This window comes from Bartonella sp. AS69XJJH (assembly GCF_042195585.1).
Classification (GTDB): Bacteria; Pseudomonadota; Alphaproteobacteria; order Rhizobiales; family Rhizobiaceae; genus Bartonella.
On sequence record NZ_JBHIOO010000003.1, the window covers coordinates 1 to 16634 of the forward strand.

Annotated in this window: 12 protein-coding genes and 6 pseudogenes; 1 reads left to right on the forward strand and 17 read right to left on the reverse strand. The window is 37.1% G+C overall.

The window, feature by feature from the left end; translation table 11 throughout:
* The 12 genes and pseudogenes from ACFIK6_RS02005 to ACFIK6_RS02060 form a co-directional block, all read right to left on the reverse strand.
* A pseudogene (locus ACFIK6_RS02005) lies at positions 1–143 on the reverse strand (Arm DNA-binding domain-containing protein); the annotation flags it as partial.
* Between the two features lie 154 nt (positions 144–297).
* Positions 298–477 (reverse strand): annotated as a pseudogene (locus tag ACFIK6_RS02010) (filamentous hemagglutinin); the annotation flags it as partial.
* 64 nt (positions 478–541) lie between these two features.
* Positions 542–949 (reverse strand): hypothetical protein, encoded by a 408-nt coding sequence (locus ACFIK6_RS02015; protein WP_375641560.1) that lies wholly within the window; start codon positions 947–949, stop codon positions 542–544.
* A complete protein-coding gene (locus ACFIK6_RS02020) occupies positions 946–1839 on the reverse strand; it encodes a hypothetical protein (RefSeq protein ID WP_375641561.1) in 894 nt (297 codons plus the stop codon). Before ACFIK6_RS02020 ends, ACFIK6_RS02015 begins: the two co-directional genes overlap by 4 nt.
* Positions 1752–2123 (reverse strand): annotated as a pseudogene (locus ACFIK6_RS02025) (hypothetical protein); the annotation flags it as partial. The pseudogene ACFIK6_RS02025 and the gene ACFIK6_RS02020, both read right to left, overlap by 88 nt.
* Before the next feature lie 25 nt (positions 2124–2148).
* Positions 2149–2640: pseudogene (locus ACFIK6_RS02030) on the reverse strand (ShlB/FhaC/HecB family hemolysin secretion/activation protein); the annotation flags it as partial.
* A gap of 34 nt (positions 2641–2674) precedes the next feature.
* Positions 2675–3136: an SMI1/KNR4 family protein gene (locus tag ACFIK6_RS02035; RefSeq protein ID WP_375641562.1), complete on the reverse strand. Its 462-nt coding sequence runs from the start codon at positions 3134–3136 to the stop codon at positions 2675–2677.
* Positions 3137–3406: 270 nt separating this feature from the next.
* On the reverse strand, positions 3407–3751 hold the full coding sequence (locus ACFIK6_RS02040) for an HNH/ENDO VII family nuclease (RefSeq protein WP_375641563.1): 345 nt from the start codon (positions 3749–3751) through the stop codon (positions 3407–3409).
* 89 nt (positions 3752–3840) lie between these two features.
* On the reverse strand, positions 3841–6414 hold the full coding sequence (locus tag ACFIK6_RS02045) for a DUF6990 domain-containing protein (RefSeq protein ID WP_375641564.1): 2574 nt from the start codon (positions 6412–6414) through the stop codon (positions 3841–3843).
* A 5-nt stretch (positions 6415–6419) separates the two neighbouring features.
* Entirely contained in the window at positions 6420–6887 is a 468-nt protein-coding gene (locus ACFIK6_RS02050; protein ID WP_375641565.1) for an SMI1/KNR4 family protein, read from the reverse strand.
* A gap of 54 nt (positions 6888–6941) precedes the next feature.
* A pseudogene (locus ACFIK6_RS02055) lies at positions 6942–7514 on the reverse strand (SMI1/KNR4 family protein).
* Positions 7515–7567: 53 nt separating this feature from the next.
* A pseudogene (locus tag ACFIK6_RS02060) lies at positions 7568–9639 on the reverse strand (DUF637 domain-containing protein); the annotation flags it as partial.
* A 210-nt stretch (positions 9640–9849) separates the two neighbouring features.
* Here ACFIK6_RS02060 and ACFIK6_RS02065 point away from each other — a divergent pair.
* The gene (locus ACFIK6_RS02065) at positions 9850–10062 is read left to right on the forward strand and encodes a hypothetical protein (protein ID WP_375641566.1); all 213 of its coding nucleotides are present in this window, start codon (positions 9850–9852) and stop codon (positions 10060–10062) included.
* 1412 nt (positions 10063–11474) lie between these two features.
* Here the strand turns inward: ACFIK6_RS02065 and ACFIK6_RS02070 are convergent.
* The 5 genes from ACFIK6_RS02070 to ACFIK6_RS02090 all read right to left on the reverse strand — a co-directional run bounded on the left by ACFIK6_RS02070 (position 11475) and on the right by ACFIK6_RS02090 (position 15663).
* Positions 11475–12041, reverse strand: a complete 567-nt coding sequence (locus tag ACFIK6_RS02070; RefSeq protein ID WP_375677307.1) for a biotin transporter BioY — start codon at positions 12039–12041, stop codon at positions 11475–11477.
* 260 nt (positions 12042–12301) lie between these two features.
* Positions 12302–12865, reverse strand: a complete 564-nt coding sequence (locus ACFIK6_RS02075; RefSeq protein WP_375641568.1) for a biotin transporter BioY — start codon at positions 12863–12865, stop codon at positions 12302–12304.
* Positions 12862–13518, reverse strand: a complete 657-nt coding sequence (locus tag ACFIK6_RS02080) for an energy-coupling factor transporter transmembrane component T family protein (RefSeq protein WP_375641569.1) — start codon at positions 13516–13518, stop codon at positions 12862–12864. The genes ACFIK6_RS02075 and ACFIK6_RS02080 overlap by 4 nt, the downstream gene beginning before the upstream one ends.
* Positions 13515–14195, reverse strand: coding sequence for an energy-coupling factor ABC transporter ATP-binding protein (locus ACFIK6_RS02085; RefSeq protein WP_375641570.1), 681 nt, complete (start codon positions 14193–14195; stop codon positions 13515–13517). Before ACFIK6_RS02085 ends, ACFIK6_RS02080 begins: the two co-directional genes overlap by 4 nt.
* 40 nt (positions 14196–14235) lie before the next feature.
* The gene (locus ACFIK6_RS02090; protein WP_375641674.1) at positions 14236–15663 is read right to left on the reverse strand and encodes an amino acid permease; all 1428 of its coding nucleotides are present in this window, start codon (positions 15661–15663) and stop codon (positions 14236–14238) included.
* Between the last annotated feature and the right edge of the window lie 971 nt (positions 15664–16634).

A 16634-nucleotide genomic window follows, 5' to 3' on the forward strand; every position in this document is an offset into this window, starting at 1 on the left:
CGCTTATTGTGGTGCGTATAACGAAAAAACCAAGAGCGTGTATTGTCTTTTCGAACATTTAACCATAGCCCTGCCCCATCACAATATTTTCCTTGTGGAGCGGACTTTACAAGTAATGCTGATAACCGATGAATCGCCCTCACTTAACGTCCCCTCTCGTCCACCTTTTAGACCACCTTTAATTTCTGATTTGAGATTTTTCCTTTAATACTTACTTTTTTTATTGAATCATAAAAATATGTCCCAATCTTACCTCTATGCATCTTTATATGCTTTGCTTCTTGTTGCTAAGCCCCTGCTTGCCGCGTCTGGGCACACAACAAAATAAAGCGGTACATTTTTATCCTTCGTATGTTTCTCTGCATAAACAGCGGCTTCCTCTGGTGGAGTAAAGATGCCATTAAAGGAGACATGCACCTTGCCATCAGCACCTTCTTATAAATGCTTTTCTTCATCCGTTAAATAATGAGACTGAGGGAACAATCCCGCTATTCCAAACAAATGCAAAGATAGTGTGATTGTTGATCGTCACAAGCAAGACTTAAGGTTTGCATTCAGGTGCATTTTTATATTTTTTACAATAAGGGCTATTTAAGCGCTTCTTGACACTGCGCCTCGGGATCACAGAACTAGGCTGATAAATAGGGAGGTCTCTACCGTTAAAAGGAGAACACCAGTTAGCTCTCTCTTTATCACGAAAACCTGATTGTATCATGCAAGCATCAATGGTTGCATTTGCATTGTAGCTGAGCTTTCTATTTTCTGTATCAGCATTAATAAGGCTTGACAGACCGCATTCTAGCAAGGTTTTTCCTACCTCGGTAAAGTCTGCTCTTGGCTTCTTCCACACAGCCACTTCTCCTAGAGGAGGCTTATCAATATTTTTAATATTACATCCAGCAACACTTAACAAAATGAGCAAGCTTGATAAGTTAAACAATATTTTCATTTTTTGTTCCCTGCTCTCGTTGAATAAAGTTTGTTAAAACCAAATGAACCGTAATCATTTTTACACTTACGACTTGCATCATCATAACAATTATGAGGTCTCGGGTTAAGGCCCAAGACCGCTCTCCCCATCTCTCTGATTGGATTAGTTGCTATAGTCAATAAACTGTTTCCTGCAAACAGCGTCATATATAAAGGATTTTTTATACCTTTCTCCAAAAGTGAGAAATCTAGATTTAAAGGTGCCTTATAAGTCGTAGGACAATTGTAACCAATCACTGTACCAATGGGATCGAATATATAGTTTCGTAAATAAATATGATCTTTTTTACCATCACTCACATAATATAGTGCATTCGCTATCGATAGAGAGTTATCAGCCGCTCCTACAAGATAGAAGTCTGTTTTCTTGGCTACACCGTGAATACCATGCTTTTCAAAGTCACGCATTCCATTACCCACTGTCAGACTACCTCGGCTATGCGCACTAACAATCGCTCCTGTATTGCCATAGAGATACATAAAATTCTGAAACTTCTGATAAAAAGCTACCCCGAACTCTACCAGCTTATCTTCAGCTTTTGGAAAATATGTAAAATACAGGGGTTCATGCTCATTATCAACCAACTGTACCGCATGACGGGCTGCCTCATCTGATGTGTTTAAAATACCATTGTAGAACATACGCCTGTTGCCATCAAAGCCTGCTTGTAAATACTTCTCTTCCTCAGGCGTTAAATAATGATACAGAGTAATGTATTTTCCATCGCTGCCTTTTGTAGGTTTTCCATTTTCATCGGTTAAGCCGAACCCGTAACACGCAAATGCGGATTGCCCAGCATAATGCCCCCCAACTGCGATTGCCCTACTTCTTGCGCATGATTGTTCCAAATCACACCTGCATTGCCAATATTAAAATCATCATATTTATTGTGTGATAAGCCCTTGCCATTGGGGGTAACAATATCAATCGAGGGAACCCCATTGGGCGCTGCCACTATATCCGGACGATATGCGCTACCTGCGTTAGGATCCACAGTAATTTGCGCCTGTAACGCTGAAGGTGCGAATAAACAAGAAAAACCAAGTCCCCCCAATAAAACCTTTTTGAGCATCGTACTGGAGACCAAAACACCTAATAAAGCTGCTCTTTCTGCTCTCTTCTCATATCTCATACTTTAACTCCCCAATAAAAAACGCTTAAAGTTCCATTGTTAATGTCATAAAAAATGTTCCTGATTTTTTGTGCTTAACTGTGCTCCAAAAAATACTGGAATAACTGGCATCAACAGAGACTATGCCTCCCGCAAGCTTAACACCTGCTGTCCAACCGGCAAGCTGGTCACTCTTAATCCCATACAAGGGTTGTGCAAAAACACGCCCATAATCCAAACCAACATAAGGGCGAAGTTCACCAAAAACCTTTTTGAAGGTCGCGTGATTGCTCCACGGAATGGTGCGTAACAACAAATCATTCCGGCTAAAAAAACCGTTATTGCCAAAAAGCAAACTCTCACGCGTGCCACGAACATTGGAGGCGCCCCCCAACGAAATCTGCTCAGCACCCAATAAATTATGCGGTGAATATTGACCACTCAAAAGATTGCTCAGTATAAAGTCCAAGCCCCCTACCTTAAAAGGCGTCATAACACTGAGTGTGCCGGTAAATTTGGCAAATTGTGGCTCAGCATCCCACTTCGTAAATAAAACCATCATGCGAAGAATATCATTCTACACAAACTTTAATTCTTTTACAGAGAAATTCATAAAAATTACTTGCGTAATATTCGGAATCTTCAGATGTATACTTGAGATAGAGTGGGCATTCACCATCCCGAAACTGCGTATAATCAAAATAAAAGGTTTCACCAAAATCAGTTGTGCAGATAACAAGTTGTTTGGGGTCCGTAAAGCCATCTCTTCTATCGAGCAAATTTCGGTAAACAATATCACCAGCAGGAATACCTGCACAGATTTCATAAATACTAAATATTTCTTCACCTCCAATTTCTCCCCCTCCATAATTTTTTAAAAAACTCTTGTAGGAAGAGGTAAATTGTAAATCGAGAGTGTTCTCAGCTGTTTTAATCCTTACATCATCAGGGGCATTATCTTGAGTGCCAAAATTAATAGCATGACTATGCATATCAATATATTGTGCAACATTCGATAAAGTATAACTTTTCATAAATTTTTCTCCATAAATCACAGTGTGTTTTTACTCATAATGAGTGTTTCTACTGATCAATATTTCTCTACCATAGCCAATGGAATTGGGATTACATTGATAGAATATAAAGGATGTTTTCTTGAAGGAGCTCTTTTCTCATTTGTCTCTGTGCAATCATCTCGCATTTACAATATATGATGGAATTAAAGGAAGTGATCATTAAAGTTTAGAGAGCACCTTTTAGTGACATTATTTCAATATTTTCAATAATTACTTTTTCTTTTTTTCCTACTTAGAATTTTTTTTTGAAATCCAACAAATAACTTTTCTGATAAAACTTGTCTTTGGCTTCATAGGCGCAACAAAACTCTTGTCTTGATAAAATGAGTAGAGAACCTCAGCCATAGGACCTTCTTGTGTCATAGGATATAACATAATAGGCCTACAATCGACTCCAATAGGAGCTCTTCCTGATACCATTCTTTCCACATTTGTACCTGTTACTATCTGTCCTTTTTCTTTCCAAGAAGAAACTGTTTCGGGCTCAAACAGTTCATCTTCCTGATAAACTTTTTGACTTTTAAATTCCAGAGGCTCAGCTGCCCCCATAATTTTTTTCTTTATCCATTTCATGATTTATAAGCCCCTTCGATTTTTTTCAAAATAATCAATGTATTCTTTGTTCTAAATAGACTTAACAAACTCTCCTTCCAAGAAGGAGGTTATTCCTCGCTAGAAAGCTCTGAGTGACTATCAAAATCTTTTGCCATCTGTTTAATTAAAGCGTAGCTCACTTGCTTCACCTTTGCTACTTCTTTGCCTAAAGCTAATGCACGTTCAAGGTGGGTTTTATTGATGCTCTCGTCAAAGCCTAGGTGATCCCCTGCCGTAAAGCTTTTCTGATAAGATTGTAAGGTCTCAACATCACCCAATAAAGCAAGAGCGCCAAGATGAAGTAAAGCATAATCCGTATTATCTGCTTTAGACGTTGCCTCCTTTTCCCAAGGAGCTATACCATAATCAGAGCGTAGTCTTTTAGAAAGGTCAATGTCTTTGACTGACCATTCTAGCGCATCATCAAGTGCTTGCTTTAAGCGATCCGCAGTAACTTCTGGTTCAAAGATTTCTAACCCCTTTGCTTCAAAATTAAGCTGTATATCTGGAATATCTTCCGTGTGGGTAGGATCAATGAATTTACAAGCGGTGGAAAGAATGCCCGTGCTAATCATAAAGGCGTTATCAAATTGCGGGTAGTCTTTGGCAATTTCGTCGTTATAAAGAATATCTACTTCACGATCAGCCAATTGATAGCTTGCCATATAGTCATCTTCATTGATTTTCTCGGTTGACCAGCCTAGGCTTTTTAAAAGTGCATGAGCACTTTCCATGGTGAGACGATCATCAATGTCATCTGCTTCATCCACTTCCTCTGCCACTTCAACAGAAGTTGTTTTAGAAGCAACAGATGCTGTTTGCGCATCCAAGCTTAAAATCGGTGCATTTTTCGGAAAACCTGCTCGATAACCCCGTGCAAGAGTAAGAGAGTTGTCAATCGTATATTTCGTGATACCTTCCACAAAGCCTAAAGAGTTTCCCTTTCTAAAATTCTCTTTATAAAATTTGAGTTTTTCAATATCACCAATCAGAATGAGTGCTATAAAGTGACGTGCCACAAGGTGAGCTTCACTGTTTGTTGGCAAAGCGGCATAATCATAGATGATTTGATTGACATTTTGCCGATCAGCCCACTCAAGTATATCTGTACAAATCTCCTTTAGCTTGCCTTCATCCAATTCAGTACTAGAAACTGTATAAAATTCTTCTGCCTCTTTGAGAGCTATATATTGGGGCAATCTAGGAAACATCTCTCTATGAGCCGTAGAAAAACTAAGTGTTGAAAGGGAAGCCTTAAATACAACAATCGGCTCTTCTTCATCACTTTGAAGGTTATACATTATATTGATGATACGGTCTTTACTTACAAAATAAGCATTGCAATCATAGTTCTTATCTCGATAAACTGTCCACCCCATCCTTTTTAAGTCTTCAGAAACTGTATTAAGAAAAGACAAATCTTGCAAACTAAGACGATCATCTATGGCTTTTCGCTCATTAAAGATTTTCAGATGCTCTTCAGCAAATTGAACGGCGTGATTAACATACTTCTCCACTTCACGGTCTTCTAAATGTCCAGAAATCGTACCGGCTTCTAAAAAATTTTGATAAGATTTCAGGATATCAATTTGACCTGTCAATGCTAAACAAGCCAAATGCCAGACTATACGTATATTGTAGCTATACTTTTGAACACGTGTTTTGCTTTCTATTGATGCTTGTAAATCTTGGGCACGTGCCCACTGTATCACCCGCTCAGAGATTTTTGTCAACTCTTGCTCATTCAATATCTCTACACAAATATCAATTCCTTTATCAAAACCACTAAAAATTCCTCCCCCAATCGTGTTAAAAGACTTATAAATATCCGTAGGCTGTACAAGATTACGTTGTCCACAAAAATGAATATACAAGCAAGATAAAGAAATCTCTTCATTAGATATTTCAGCTTCGAGATGAACATTGCACTGATCATAGAGATATACAAAGCCAAAATCTAACTGAATAAAACGATCCGGCAAAGAGAGCCACATCTTTCCAAATTCCGTAGAAAACCACCCTTGCGTTTTGAGAATACGGCTTGCTGCTGTGAGACTCATCAAACGTTGTTTAGACTTTTTGCGTGCAAGAATATCATCTAACTCCCCATTCTTATAGGCCTGTGCAAATAAAATAAGGCGATCAATCCACCCTATTGTTTTGTAATCTGCAAATTCTGGTACATGTAATTGGGGTGTAAACTTAGAACTTTTTAAAGCATCAATATCACCAAGTAATGCTTCCGCAACAGCAGAATGATTAGCAGCTTCTTCACGCAACTTTTGTTCAATATCTTGTGCCTGCGCCCAAGCAATTACTTTATTTAAAGCAGCTTCGATATGGCTTTCGGAAAGATCTGAAGCTGTAACATCGAAATCCTCTTTCGCAGAAAATAGCGTATCTTCATACTTATCCTGTGATACTTCACCACTAGCATATTCCCAAGCAAGGCAATAAGCAGCAGTGGTAAGATTAGCCGATAGCCGAAACTTTCCCCCATCCTCTCCATAATCTACAACATCATAACTAATGCCTACAATGCGGTCGGGAAGATGATAATGCGCAAACATACTACCATCTTCAGCACGATAAGGTTCCCAGCCAAGCGTTTTTAAAATCTCTGTGACATCTTTGGTTTGCATCGTCATTACCCCCCAGCATGATCCATAATTCTTTTACAGAGAAATTCATAAAAATTACTTGCGTAATATTGTGGATCTTTGGGTGGAAAATCAAAATAGAGTGCACATTCTCCATTCTGGAATTGAGAATAATCGAAGAAAAATGTCTCACCAAAATCAGTTCTACTCACAACAAGCTGCTGTGGTTTTGCTAAACCATTTTCTATATCCGTTATATGATAATAAACAATATCATCACTACGAGAAATTTCAAAATTTGTATTATAAACACTTAATATTTCCTCACCACAGATCTCCGCTCTTCCATAATTCTTCAAAAAATTTTTGTAGGAGGATGTGAATTGCAATTTAAGAATCCCCTCTGCTTTTTCAATCAGTGCATCATCAACTGCTTCATCTGTAGAGCCAAAATCGATACTATCGCTATATTTATCAACTAGTACTACAACATCATCTAAGGTATAGGTTTTCATAGATGATCCTCAAAACGTGCGTGATAGACGTTCCGTATTTCCTCACTATCAATTTCACCTCTTCCATAGTTTTTTCCAAAAACTCTTGTAAAAAGGGATAGGTTGCGGAGTGGGAGTGTGCTCAATCTTTTCAATCGGTTGATCACCATCAGGTATCTCTTCTCCCGCGCTTTCTTTAATTCTTTTACAAAGGAATTCATAAAAATTGCTAGCTTAATATTCGCAATCTTCAGATGGAAGCATGACATAGAGTGGGCATTCACCATCCCTAAACTGTGTATAATCAAAGTAAAAGGTTTCACCAAAAGCAGCATCACAAACGATAAGCTGTTCTGGTGTTGCGAAACCACGTTTTCTATCATTTAAATTTTGGAAAACAATATCATCAAAAGGAATATCTTCTCCACACTCCTTATAAAGCCTATAGATTTCATAACCACCAATGTCCCCGCCTTTATAATGTTTTAAAAAAACTTTATAGGAAGATGTGAATTGCAGACCAAGAATTTCCTCAGCTTTTTCAATCACGAGATCATCAACCTGCTTATCTTTGCTAGCAAAATTAACAATATCACCTTCATATTTATCAACTAATACTGTAACATCATCTAAGGTATAGGTTTTCATCAATTATGCTCCATCAATTATTCTATAAGTTTCTTTTCATCAATCCTAGAGCATTACTGCCGATGCTCCTGTCCCCATCTGTCAAAATTTAGACCTATGATACCCCATTTCATATTGATTATTCCTCCTAAACTACTGTTTTTTTGTTCTCCATGCCCATTGCCGTATTCTTTCCAATATTCCTCTCTCTGCTTCTCAAATTTTTTTCTATCTATGAGCGATTGATGTGTTTTTGGATTAGCATGAATCACAGAAGTATATTTTTTATGAAATTCATGGCTCATTTCTGCTAAGGGTCCATCAGGGGTTTGATTTAGGTGATGCAACTCAACAGACTTACCATCATATCCTATAGGTGCTCTTCTTGCTTTCATTCTATCAATATTAGTGCCCCATACCGTTTTTTTGTTATTTTTCCAATCAGAAACTCTGTAAGGATCAAACAGGTCGTCTCTCCGATAAACTGTGTAGGTCTGTCCAAATTTGCTATCGGTAAATTTAGTGGGTTTTTTGTTTAACCAAAGCTTTTTTTCTTTAGCAGCGAGTTTAGTTAGTTCTTTCTTCGCCGCAAGTTTGTCAGGATCTCCTTGAGCTGCAAGTTCTGCAAGATTTTTCTTGGAAGCAAATTGGGCAAAATCTTTCCTAGCAATGAACTTGATCACAGCCTTGTTGCCAAGATTTATAGCTCCCTTGGCTGCTCCAGCACCTCCAGCAAAGTTTTCTAATACTCCGGCTGATAATCTTCCACTTTCAAAACCAGCATTAAAAGCTCCGTCAACCCCCGCTTTTTCAATATTCTCTTTTACGTAATCTATATCCCCTATAAACGCATTCTCAACACCTCCCCAGAATTGACCAGCACCTTCCCAGGCATCATCAATCACATGTCCACTCACGACCCAAGACGCTCCTGTTCCAATGTCTTTAACAGCCCTTTTCGCGCCCCCCCATGGATTGATAGCAAATATCATTATTTGTAACATCATGTTCTTCACAGCGCCATCAGCTAACTCGTATAACTTGATTGGTGCATCGGCAATGAGACCAGCCATAATTCCTGTCGCAAAAGTTCTATCTTGTTGTTCATCAATCTCGAACCATTTTTCGTTAACCTCTCTTCGACACTGATCATCAGGGCACTCTTCTAACTCTTTCTTCATCTGAGCGCGTTGTGCACTCCCCAAAAAGTTATTTGCAGCGGCATTACCTGCGGCATCGGCACCAGCATCAACATCGCCACCGGCAAGGGCAGCGGCAACGCCCCCAGCAGCCCGTGCAACATCAATGGCATGGTCTCTAAAGTCAGCAAACTCAGCATCAATCCTTGCAGTGATGCGGGCTTCCTCTTCCGCAGTTGGGGTGCGACCGTTTAGATCCCCCATTTCCTCTTTCACAATGCCTTGCATCCACAGTTTAAACTGGAGCATAGCAGTTGCTTCGCCGACAGCCCCGCCGATAGCACCGGCAGAGCAAGCGCCACTCGCAACCGCGCCTTTTAAGCAGCCAAGACCGGCGTGGGCAACGATCTGCGTGACCGTATTTATTTTGCCTTCTGCCTTGGCAGTACCAATTTCTTCTGCCAACGATTTGCCAACCGTATCAGACAGGGCGATGCGCAGATTGTTAAAAAAGTTCTTGTCAAGAGAGCCGCCCTCAAGAGCCGTTTGCACGCCTGTGCCAATGGCGGCTTTGATCAGATTCTTTTCCGCTTCAAGGGCGATACGATCGACAAAAGGAGCGGTTTTGGGCAAAGATTGTCCAACACCAGCCATTTCCGTTATTTGGCTGGTTAAGCCTGCTGTCAACATCGACGAGACAATGCTGAGAATATTCTTGGAAGAACCAAGCTCATGCAAGGCGCCGGCAATATTGCCGCGATTATTAACAAGAGCCACAGCGCTTTTGTTAATCAGTGCTTGGACACCTGCCTGTATTGCTGCATTCATGGCGGTACTCGAGCCAAGCCCAAAGCACCGGTAATGGCACTAGCAGCGCCCGAGGCTGCTCCGCCCGTAACCGCCGTGACAGCCAATGCCACGATAGCCGCACCGGCTTCTGTCAATCCTTGGGCTTTATAATCCCAATCTTTAAATTCAGCCTTAACTGCTTGCCAATCAACTTTCCTTACAAATCTTAATCAACTCAAAGTAATAGCCTGAAATAGCAGTGTGTCGTATGGAAAATTAAAAACAAAAACCGAATAAAGAAAAACTTATGTGGGGAACAAAAAAAATGCACTAAGGCTTACCTATAGCGTCACAGGTTTATTGCTATAAAAGCTTCAAATGATGATATCTCTAATACTTTTCGCTTGTTCTCTTGTGATGGCTTTCACATGCGAAAGATATGGACTATGACACCTCTTCAAGCTTATCAAACTGAACTCAAAGGTATTTCCTTATTGATTTTGAAAGAATCCTTAAAACGCATTTTGCAGAGCAAAGTAGAAGGCATGTTAAAAAAAATCATTCCAAGAGTAACAGATTTTTCTGAGTATTGTGAAGAGATTGAAAAAGATCTTCTTTCACGAGCCAAAACTCTTCAATGAATTAAAGATAGGAGAGTTTAAAATAGATTTCTAAAAAATAGCAAAATAGTGAAAAGTGCTGATCATTTTTGGATTGGATATGCATTTAAAGAGTGATTAAAAAGTTTTTTTAATGTACAATATATTTCTAAAAGCCAAAATGGCTCTATAGTATCAAATTTATAAAGTAAATAAATCCATTAATACAAATTAAGGGTTTTAGGATACGCAAATTTCAAAATATTTGTTTTTTAAAACATGAATAGCCAGCGTCAGCGCAAAAAATATTGCGGCAGTTAAGAGTTCCTTTTGTGTATTTTTGAAATAACAGAGCTTTTCTTTAATCTTTATGAAAGGGTTGCCCGTGCTATGGGCTTTTTTGAAAGGTGGATTTGGGTATCAAAATGCAAGCGCGAGTTTGGGATTATGGAGCTCTATGTTTAAAGCTAGCATCAACTATAGATAAATCATAGACGAGGTTAACTAAAGTCTTAAAAGCAACTGGATGCAATAGGAGACATTGCTATTAAAAGAAAAGCAAATGCTGAAAAAACTAAAAGGTAGTTTGTGTTTTTATATCAGAAAATAATTCAAGAAATTGAGATCATAATTTTTCCACAGGACATAAATATGTTTACAGATAAGTTGCGAAAAGCCTTGTTTGGCATTACAGCCAATTTATCAATTTCAACTCTCTGTTCATCTGTCACAGGCGATAAGTTACCCACATCAATTTCATAACGAACTTTCTTCTTTATAACGTTTTCTCTCTTTCAAATTGGCTCGCCGTGCTGAAATAATACGAATTACCTCTATGCCATCTTTATCGTCATGGACAGTATGCGCTACGAATAGTAATAAAAACATCCACAAGCACTAAAGCTTGCCAACCATACTCTCCATTTTCAATACAGTCTTGTTTAGCCATGGAGAATGGATCAGAAAAAACATATGCAGCTATTTCAAAACTTTACACGGTGCTTTCTAAGATTACTTTTTGATTTAGCTTCACCCCATTTAAATCTTATTTTTATACTTTATATTCATACATTTATAAGGGTATTATATACATAAAATTTTTTAAATGAACACTGAATTATCCATGTTTTCGTACAATTAATATAATTTAATACTTTAAAAATGAGTGATTAATTAACTAAAAATATTAAAAAAATAATAAATTATTCTAAGGCGTTATGCATATAATATGCAAATCAAATAAAACTTACAAGTATGTTGAATAAAATGATATTACTTGGCTATTTAGGGGGTACTCCTGAAGAGAACAAAGTGAATTTTAGTGCCGAAATACTCAATTTTTATATGGCTACCTCTGAGAGCTATACAGATAAAAATACCAATGAAAAGTAGATAAAACAGAATGATATTCCGTGGTGTTTTTTAATCCACATACATTTGGCAAAAATTGTTCTTCAGTACAGAGCTCCCCCTTTTTCCAAATGAATGAGAGGGGAAACTTTTTTAATGGTCAACGCTACAAAGGATGCAATCAGCACTTTCAAGAAACCACCAGCCAAAAAACCTAATGAACTTATTAAAACTGTTAGCAAAGGAATCTGTGTCATATAAGCTACCCATGGCATTCCAAAAGAATAGACTATCCCAATGCCACCCACAGTATTTATCACAAATAATATTATAAAATTTAACCGCTTCCAAAACAACTCTACCATAAAGCCAATCAAAAATGCAGCAAATGGAAAACTAATCAGATAACCACTCGTAACTCCTGAAAAAACACTAATTCCACCACGACCACCAGGCAATAGAGGTAACCCAATCGCAATAAGAACAAGGAAAAGAAGTGATGCTAAAGCTCCCCTTTTCGCTCCAAGTACAGAGCCTGCTAACATCGGAGCCATAGACTGAGCTGTAATAGGGACCCCCAACAAAAAAGGAAGATAAATAGGAGGAAAAAGACTCAAAACAGCGTAAATAGCGGCAAATAAAGCAATATAAACTAAATCTTTTGTGTTCACTGAATTATTCCTTCACTATGGAAAAGCTTTCGTTATTGTTACACAATTAATAAAAAGTATCAGATTTATAAAATTACAATTTAAAAAATGCCGTAGATATAGAGAGAAATACTATAATAACTTATTTTAATAATATTACTTATATAAATCATATTAGATTCTACAATGTTTAATTATGTCATAAATTCATATAGTTAAATTCAATAAAATTATTGTTGTATATCAATATTATATAATAACAGTATAACAAAATAATACATTTATTTTAGCTTATTATGCTTTAAATGAATGAGAGGAACAGATCTTTTAATCGCGAGAGCAACAAAGGATGCAATCAACACTTTTAAACAATCGCCTATCAAAAAACCTGATGAAGCCATTAAAACCTTCAGTACAGAAACTTTGGTCATATACGCTGTCCATGGAACACCAAAAGAATAAACTATCCCAATGCCACCCACAGTATTTATCACAAATAATGTTATAAAATTTAACCGCTTCCATAACAATTCTACCATTAAACCAATAAAAAATGCAGCAAATGGAAAACCTATTAAATAACCACTTGCAATCCCTGAAAAGACACTGATTCCACCACGACCACCAGGCAACAGAGGTAATCCAATCGCAACAAGAACAAGAAAAAGGAGTGATGCTAAAGCACCTCTTTTTGCCCCAAGTATAGACCCTGCTAGCATCGGTCCCATCGATTGAGCCGTAATAGGTACTCCTAGAAGAAAAGGAAGATAAATAGAAGGGAAAAGGCCCAAAATAGCATAAATAGCGGCAAATAAAGCAATATAAACTAAATCTTTTGTATTCATTTGATTATTCTTTTACTATAAAAACCCTGTTTATTATGAGATGCTGTATCAATAGTATCAGCATCATACGAGCGCGCTTCCAATGCTTCAGCCACTTCTGAAGCCATTCTTATGGTCCGTATAATTAAAGGTATCGCAAGGGCAACAATGTTAGTATTAAGTCCCCGTGCTTGCTGTGCTTCATGTACCTCATTAAACTTTTCACTCAAAAGAGGAATAAACCTGATCGCCATAGAGATAACCATACTCACTTTTGATGGATTTATACCAAAACAACGAAAAGGCTGGAGTCCTGCTTCAATTGCATCCACCATATCTGAAACTTTTGTTGTGAATGAAATAACTGATGATAAAGAAAAGAGGATAACAAGACGTAATATGACCTCAACCCCCGTAAGCCAACCGCTAAAAATAGTTTGAAATACAAATAGAAGAACTAAAAGCAATCCCATCGATTTAAATTGCTTTATCACAGTTTTGAAAGGGATCTTGGCGACTCTATAGAATAAGACGACAAATAACAAAAATAAACCAAGAAGCGCTATGGAAGAAACCATCATTATAAAAGTTCCACACGCCATAAGAAATAACAACTTAACTCCAGGACTTAACCTATGAATAAATGTATCGCTTGGAATATATAAACCGATCATGACATTCTTCTTATATACTCCTTGATAGCAACAGACGGTACATCATCAATTGCTATCTCCCCCTTATCAAAAACCAGCACTCTATCAAACTTTTTCAAAAACTCTAAATCATGCGATACAACTATTGCCGTTTGTGGTAATTCTTCTATCACTTGCGTAACGCGATGCTTATTTCGCAAATCAAGTAATGTCGTCGGCTCATCAAAAATAACATAGTCTGGTTTCATTGCAACTACACTGGAAATAGCAACGAGTTGTTTTTGCCCACCACTTAATAAATGGACAGCGTGATTTCTGAAATCTTGAAGTTCATAGCGCTGTAAAATTTCATCTACACGCTCCTTAATTTCATCTTTATTAAGCTTTAAATTTTTGAGACCAAAGGATAAGTCCTCTTCAACTAATGGTAAAACAATCTGATTATCGGGATTCTGAAAAACAAATCCAACTTTACGCTTTACTGCTTTTGCATCGCGCTTGGTATCAAGCCCATCAACGCTTACAAAACCATGAGATGGTAATTGAAGTCCATTAATAAGACGAACAAATGTACTCTTTCCAGAACCATTCGCTCCTATAACAGCAATTCGTCTTTCGGTAAGCTGTACAGTAATATCTCTTAAAACACACAAATCACCAAAAACTTGTGTTACCTCATCAAATTTTATAATCCCCAAGGTTTATTCCAATCAATCCCTTTTATTAGCTCTTCTTTCTCTATCGTTTCAGTTTATAACCTAAAAGTAATAACAAGCACCATAGAGGAATAATAATGACTGCCAAACTCATATCAGGCATCTGTACAGGAATATATGTTTCAAGAAAAGGCACGCTTATTCCTATCATATCAAAAAGTCGAGTCATCAATCCATTTTGCCCAAAACCACTGACAAACATAATGCAAAATAATAAAGCAAGAAAGCAGAGGCAAAGATAGTTGGCATAAGGATATAAACCAAACGCATAAGTAAAGTCGTCCTTTCTGTTCTTATGTGCATTGCGAAATTTCAAATGAACAATAACAATAATAGCCCAAGTAATCACTGCTGCTGCAGTTGCAAGAGCCATGATCCGCATGAAACTATTATCAGGAACAAGAGCATTAACAACGACAATCAACGCCGTACATAATGATGAAAAAAGGATAGCAATATAAGGAACACGAGCAGCACTCAGTTTACTAAAAATATGTGGTGCATTTTTTTGTACAGCTAAACTATAAAGCATACGGCCATTAGAATAAATACCACTATTGTAAACAGAAATAGCAGCCATAATCACCACAAAATTCAAAATATGACCAGCAGCAGGAATTCCTATAGTCTCGAAAATTGTAACAAAAGGACTCCCATTTTTTCCAATCATATTCCAAGGGCTGATTATCATAATAATGCTGATAGAACCAATATAAAAAATTATAATCCTCCACATAACTTGACGGATAGCCGCTGGAATTGTTTTTTGTGGATTAGATGCCTCTCCAGCAGCAATACCAATAAGCTCTGTTCCTCCAAAAGAAAACATTACTACAGAAGTCGCTAAAACAACCCCTACTGCTCCATAAGGAAAAAAACCGCCATGATCCCAAAGATAATGAATATTCGCTTGATTTTCTCCTAGTCCAGTGACAATGAGAAAAATTCCCAAAATAATCATACCAATAACAGCAGCCACTTTGATCAAAGCACAAGCAAATTCAAATTCTCCATAAAAACGAACATCAAACAAGTTAACGAATGTAACAAATAAAAGAACAATGAAAGATGTCTTCCAATGATCAATCAAAATCCAATGATCAAGGTAAAACCCTATCACTGTAAGTTCAGCCATGCTTACAAGAATATAAAGAAACCAATAATTCCAACCTGTTATGAAACCAGCTAATCTCCCCCAATATTTATAAGCAAAAAAACTAAATGCTCCTGACGACGGTTCTTCTACTGACATTTCACCAAGCATTCGCATAATGAAATACATAACAAGCCCGCCGACAAGATAAGATAAAATGACCGATGGACCAGCTAATTGAATCGCCTCGGTTGACCCATAAAAAAGTCCCGTCCCAATAACGCCACCCAAAGCAATCATTTGAATATGGCGATTTTGAAGGCTACGCTTCAATTCCTCGTGCTTTTTTTCAGACATCATGCCTCACTACTTCTGTTGAACCTAATCTCAACTTTTATCGAAAAATTAGGCACCTCTTTCAAAAAACACAAAACAAACGTAAACTTATTTTCTTATCATAATGCAACTCCTTATTTTTTTGTGCATTATACGTATGTCCCGTTGAAGTTTTAAGAAAAAATATGCCCCACCCTTTATTTAAATTAATGTCTTTCATTTTCGTTACCCTAACCATCATAGTATTGGTCATTGATAACGCACACTCTGTAATAACATCACATTGGACAACAACCCCCTTTAATAAAATTTTAATAAACCTTCTGCAAACAGATATCTATCAACTTAATCAATCTCTATGCAAGGTAATGCCTGATTTTCTGTCCTCAATTTGCGTTACTCTCACTTATTTACCAGCATGGTCTATCTTTGGTGCTTTAGCAATAGTATTTTGTATCTTAAGTTACGAAAAACAAAAGCCTTTCCACAAAATATCATATACATATAACGAAGAGTACATTTAATCTTGAAAAAAACTTCTAGAGCTCTCTGTACTACAACACAACCAATGTCGCTTAAAATCCCTCACTCTATTAAAACAACCGAAAACCACTTGATCATCAGAACGGATTAAAACGCTTTATTATAAATATATGCGCTCACCTATGATTTCTATAGATAAAGATAACATCACTTTATTTGTATCAATTTAAAAAATTAGCGAATAAATCTAACTCCCCTCTATACAAAAACTCTGTACAGAAAAAATTTAACATATTGCAGTTCATATATTTTTCTATAGCTGCTTCTTTATACTCTAAAAAAACTTTTCTTAATTTTCGTACTAGAAACTCCATATAAAAAACGTCTTCTAATATCAGCACTCCTTATAAGATTGGAACTTATTAAAATTAATTAAGAATCTTATAAAAATTATTCTACAAGCCTAACAAAATACGTTAAATAAAAACTAATCTGTAAATAATTGCAAT

Bases quoted from the DNA above. Each gene is read 5' to 3' on its own strand.
- ACFIK6_RS02080 (WP_375641569.1), bottom strand. From the start codon at position 13,518: ATGATCGGTTTATATATTCCAAGCGATACATTTATTCATAGGTTAAGT.
- ACFIK6_RS02090 (WP_375641674.1), bottom strand. From the start codon at position 15,663: ATGTCTGAAAAAAAGCACGAGGAATTGAAGCGTAGCCTTCAAAATCGC.
- ACFIK6_RS02040 (WP_375641563.1), bottom strand. From the start codon at position 3,751: ATGAAATGGATAAAGAAAAAAATTATGGGGGCAGCTGAGCCTCTGGAA.
- ACFIK6_RS02035 (WP_375641562.1), bottom strand. From the start codon at position 3,136: ATGAAAAGTTATACTTTATCGAATGTTGCACAATATATTGATATGCAT.
- ACFIK6_RS02050 (WP_375641565.1), bottom strand. From the start codon at position 6,887: ATGAAAACCTATACCTTAGATGATGTTGTAGTACTAGTTGATAAATAT.
- ACFIK6_RS02065 (WP_375641566.1), top strand. From the start codon at position 9,850: ATGCGAAAGATATGGACTATGACACCTCTTCAAGCTTATCAAACTGAA.
- ACFIK6_RS02045 (WP_375641564.1), bottom strand. From the start codon at position 6,414: ATGCAAACCAAAGATGTCACAGAGATTTTAAAAACGCTTGGCTGGGAA.
- ACFIK6_RS02015 (WP_375641560.1), bottom strand. From the start codon at position 949: ATGAAAATATTGTTTAACTTATCAAGCTTGCTCATTTTGTTAAGTGTT.
- ACFIK6_RS02075 (WP_375641568.1), bottom strand. From the start codon at position 12,865: ATGAATACAAAAGATTTAGTTTATATTGCTTTATTTGCCGCTATTTAT.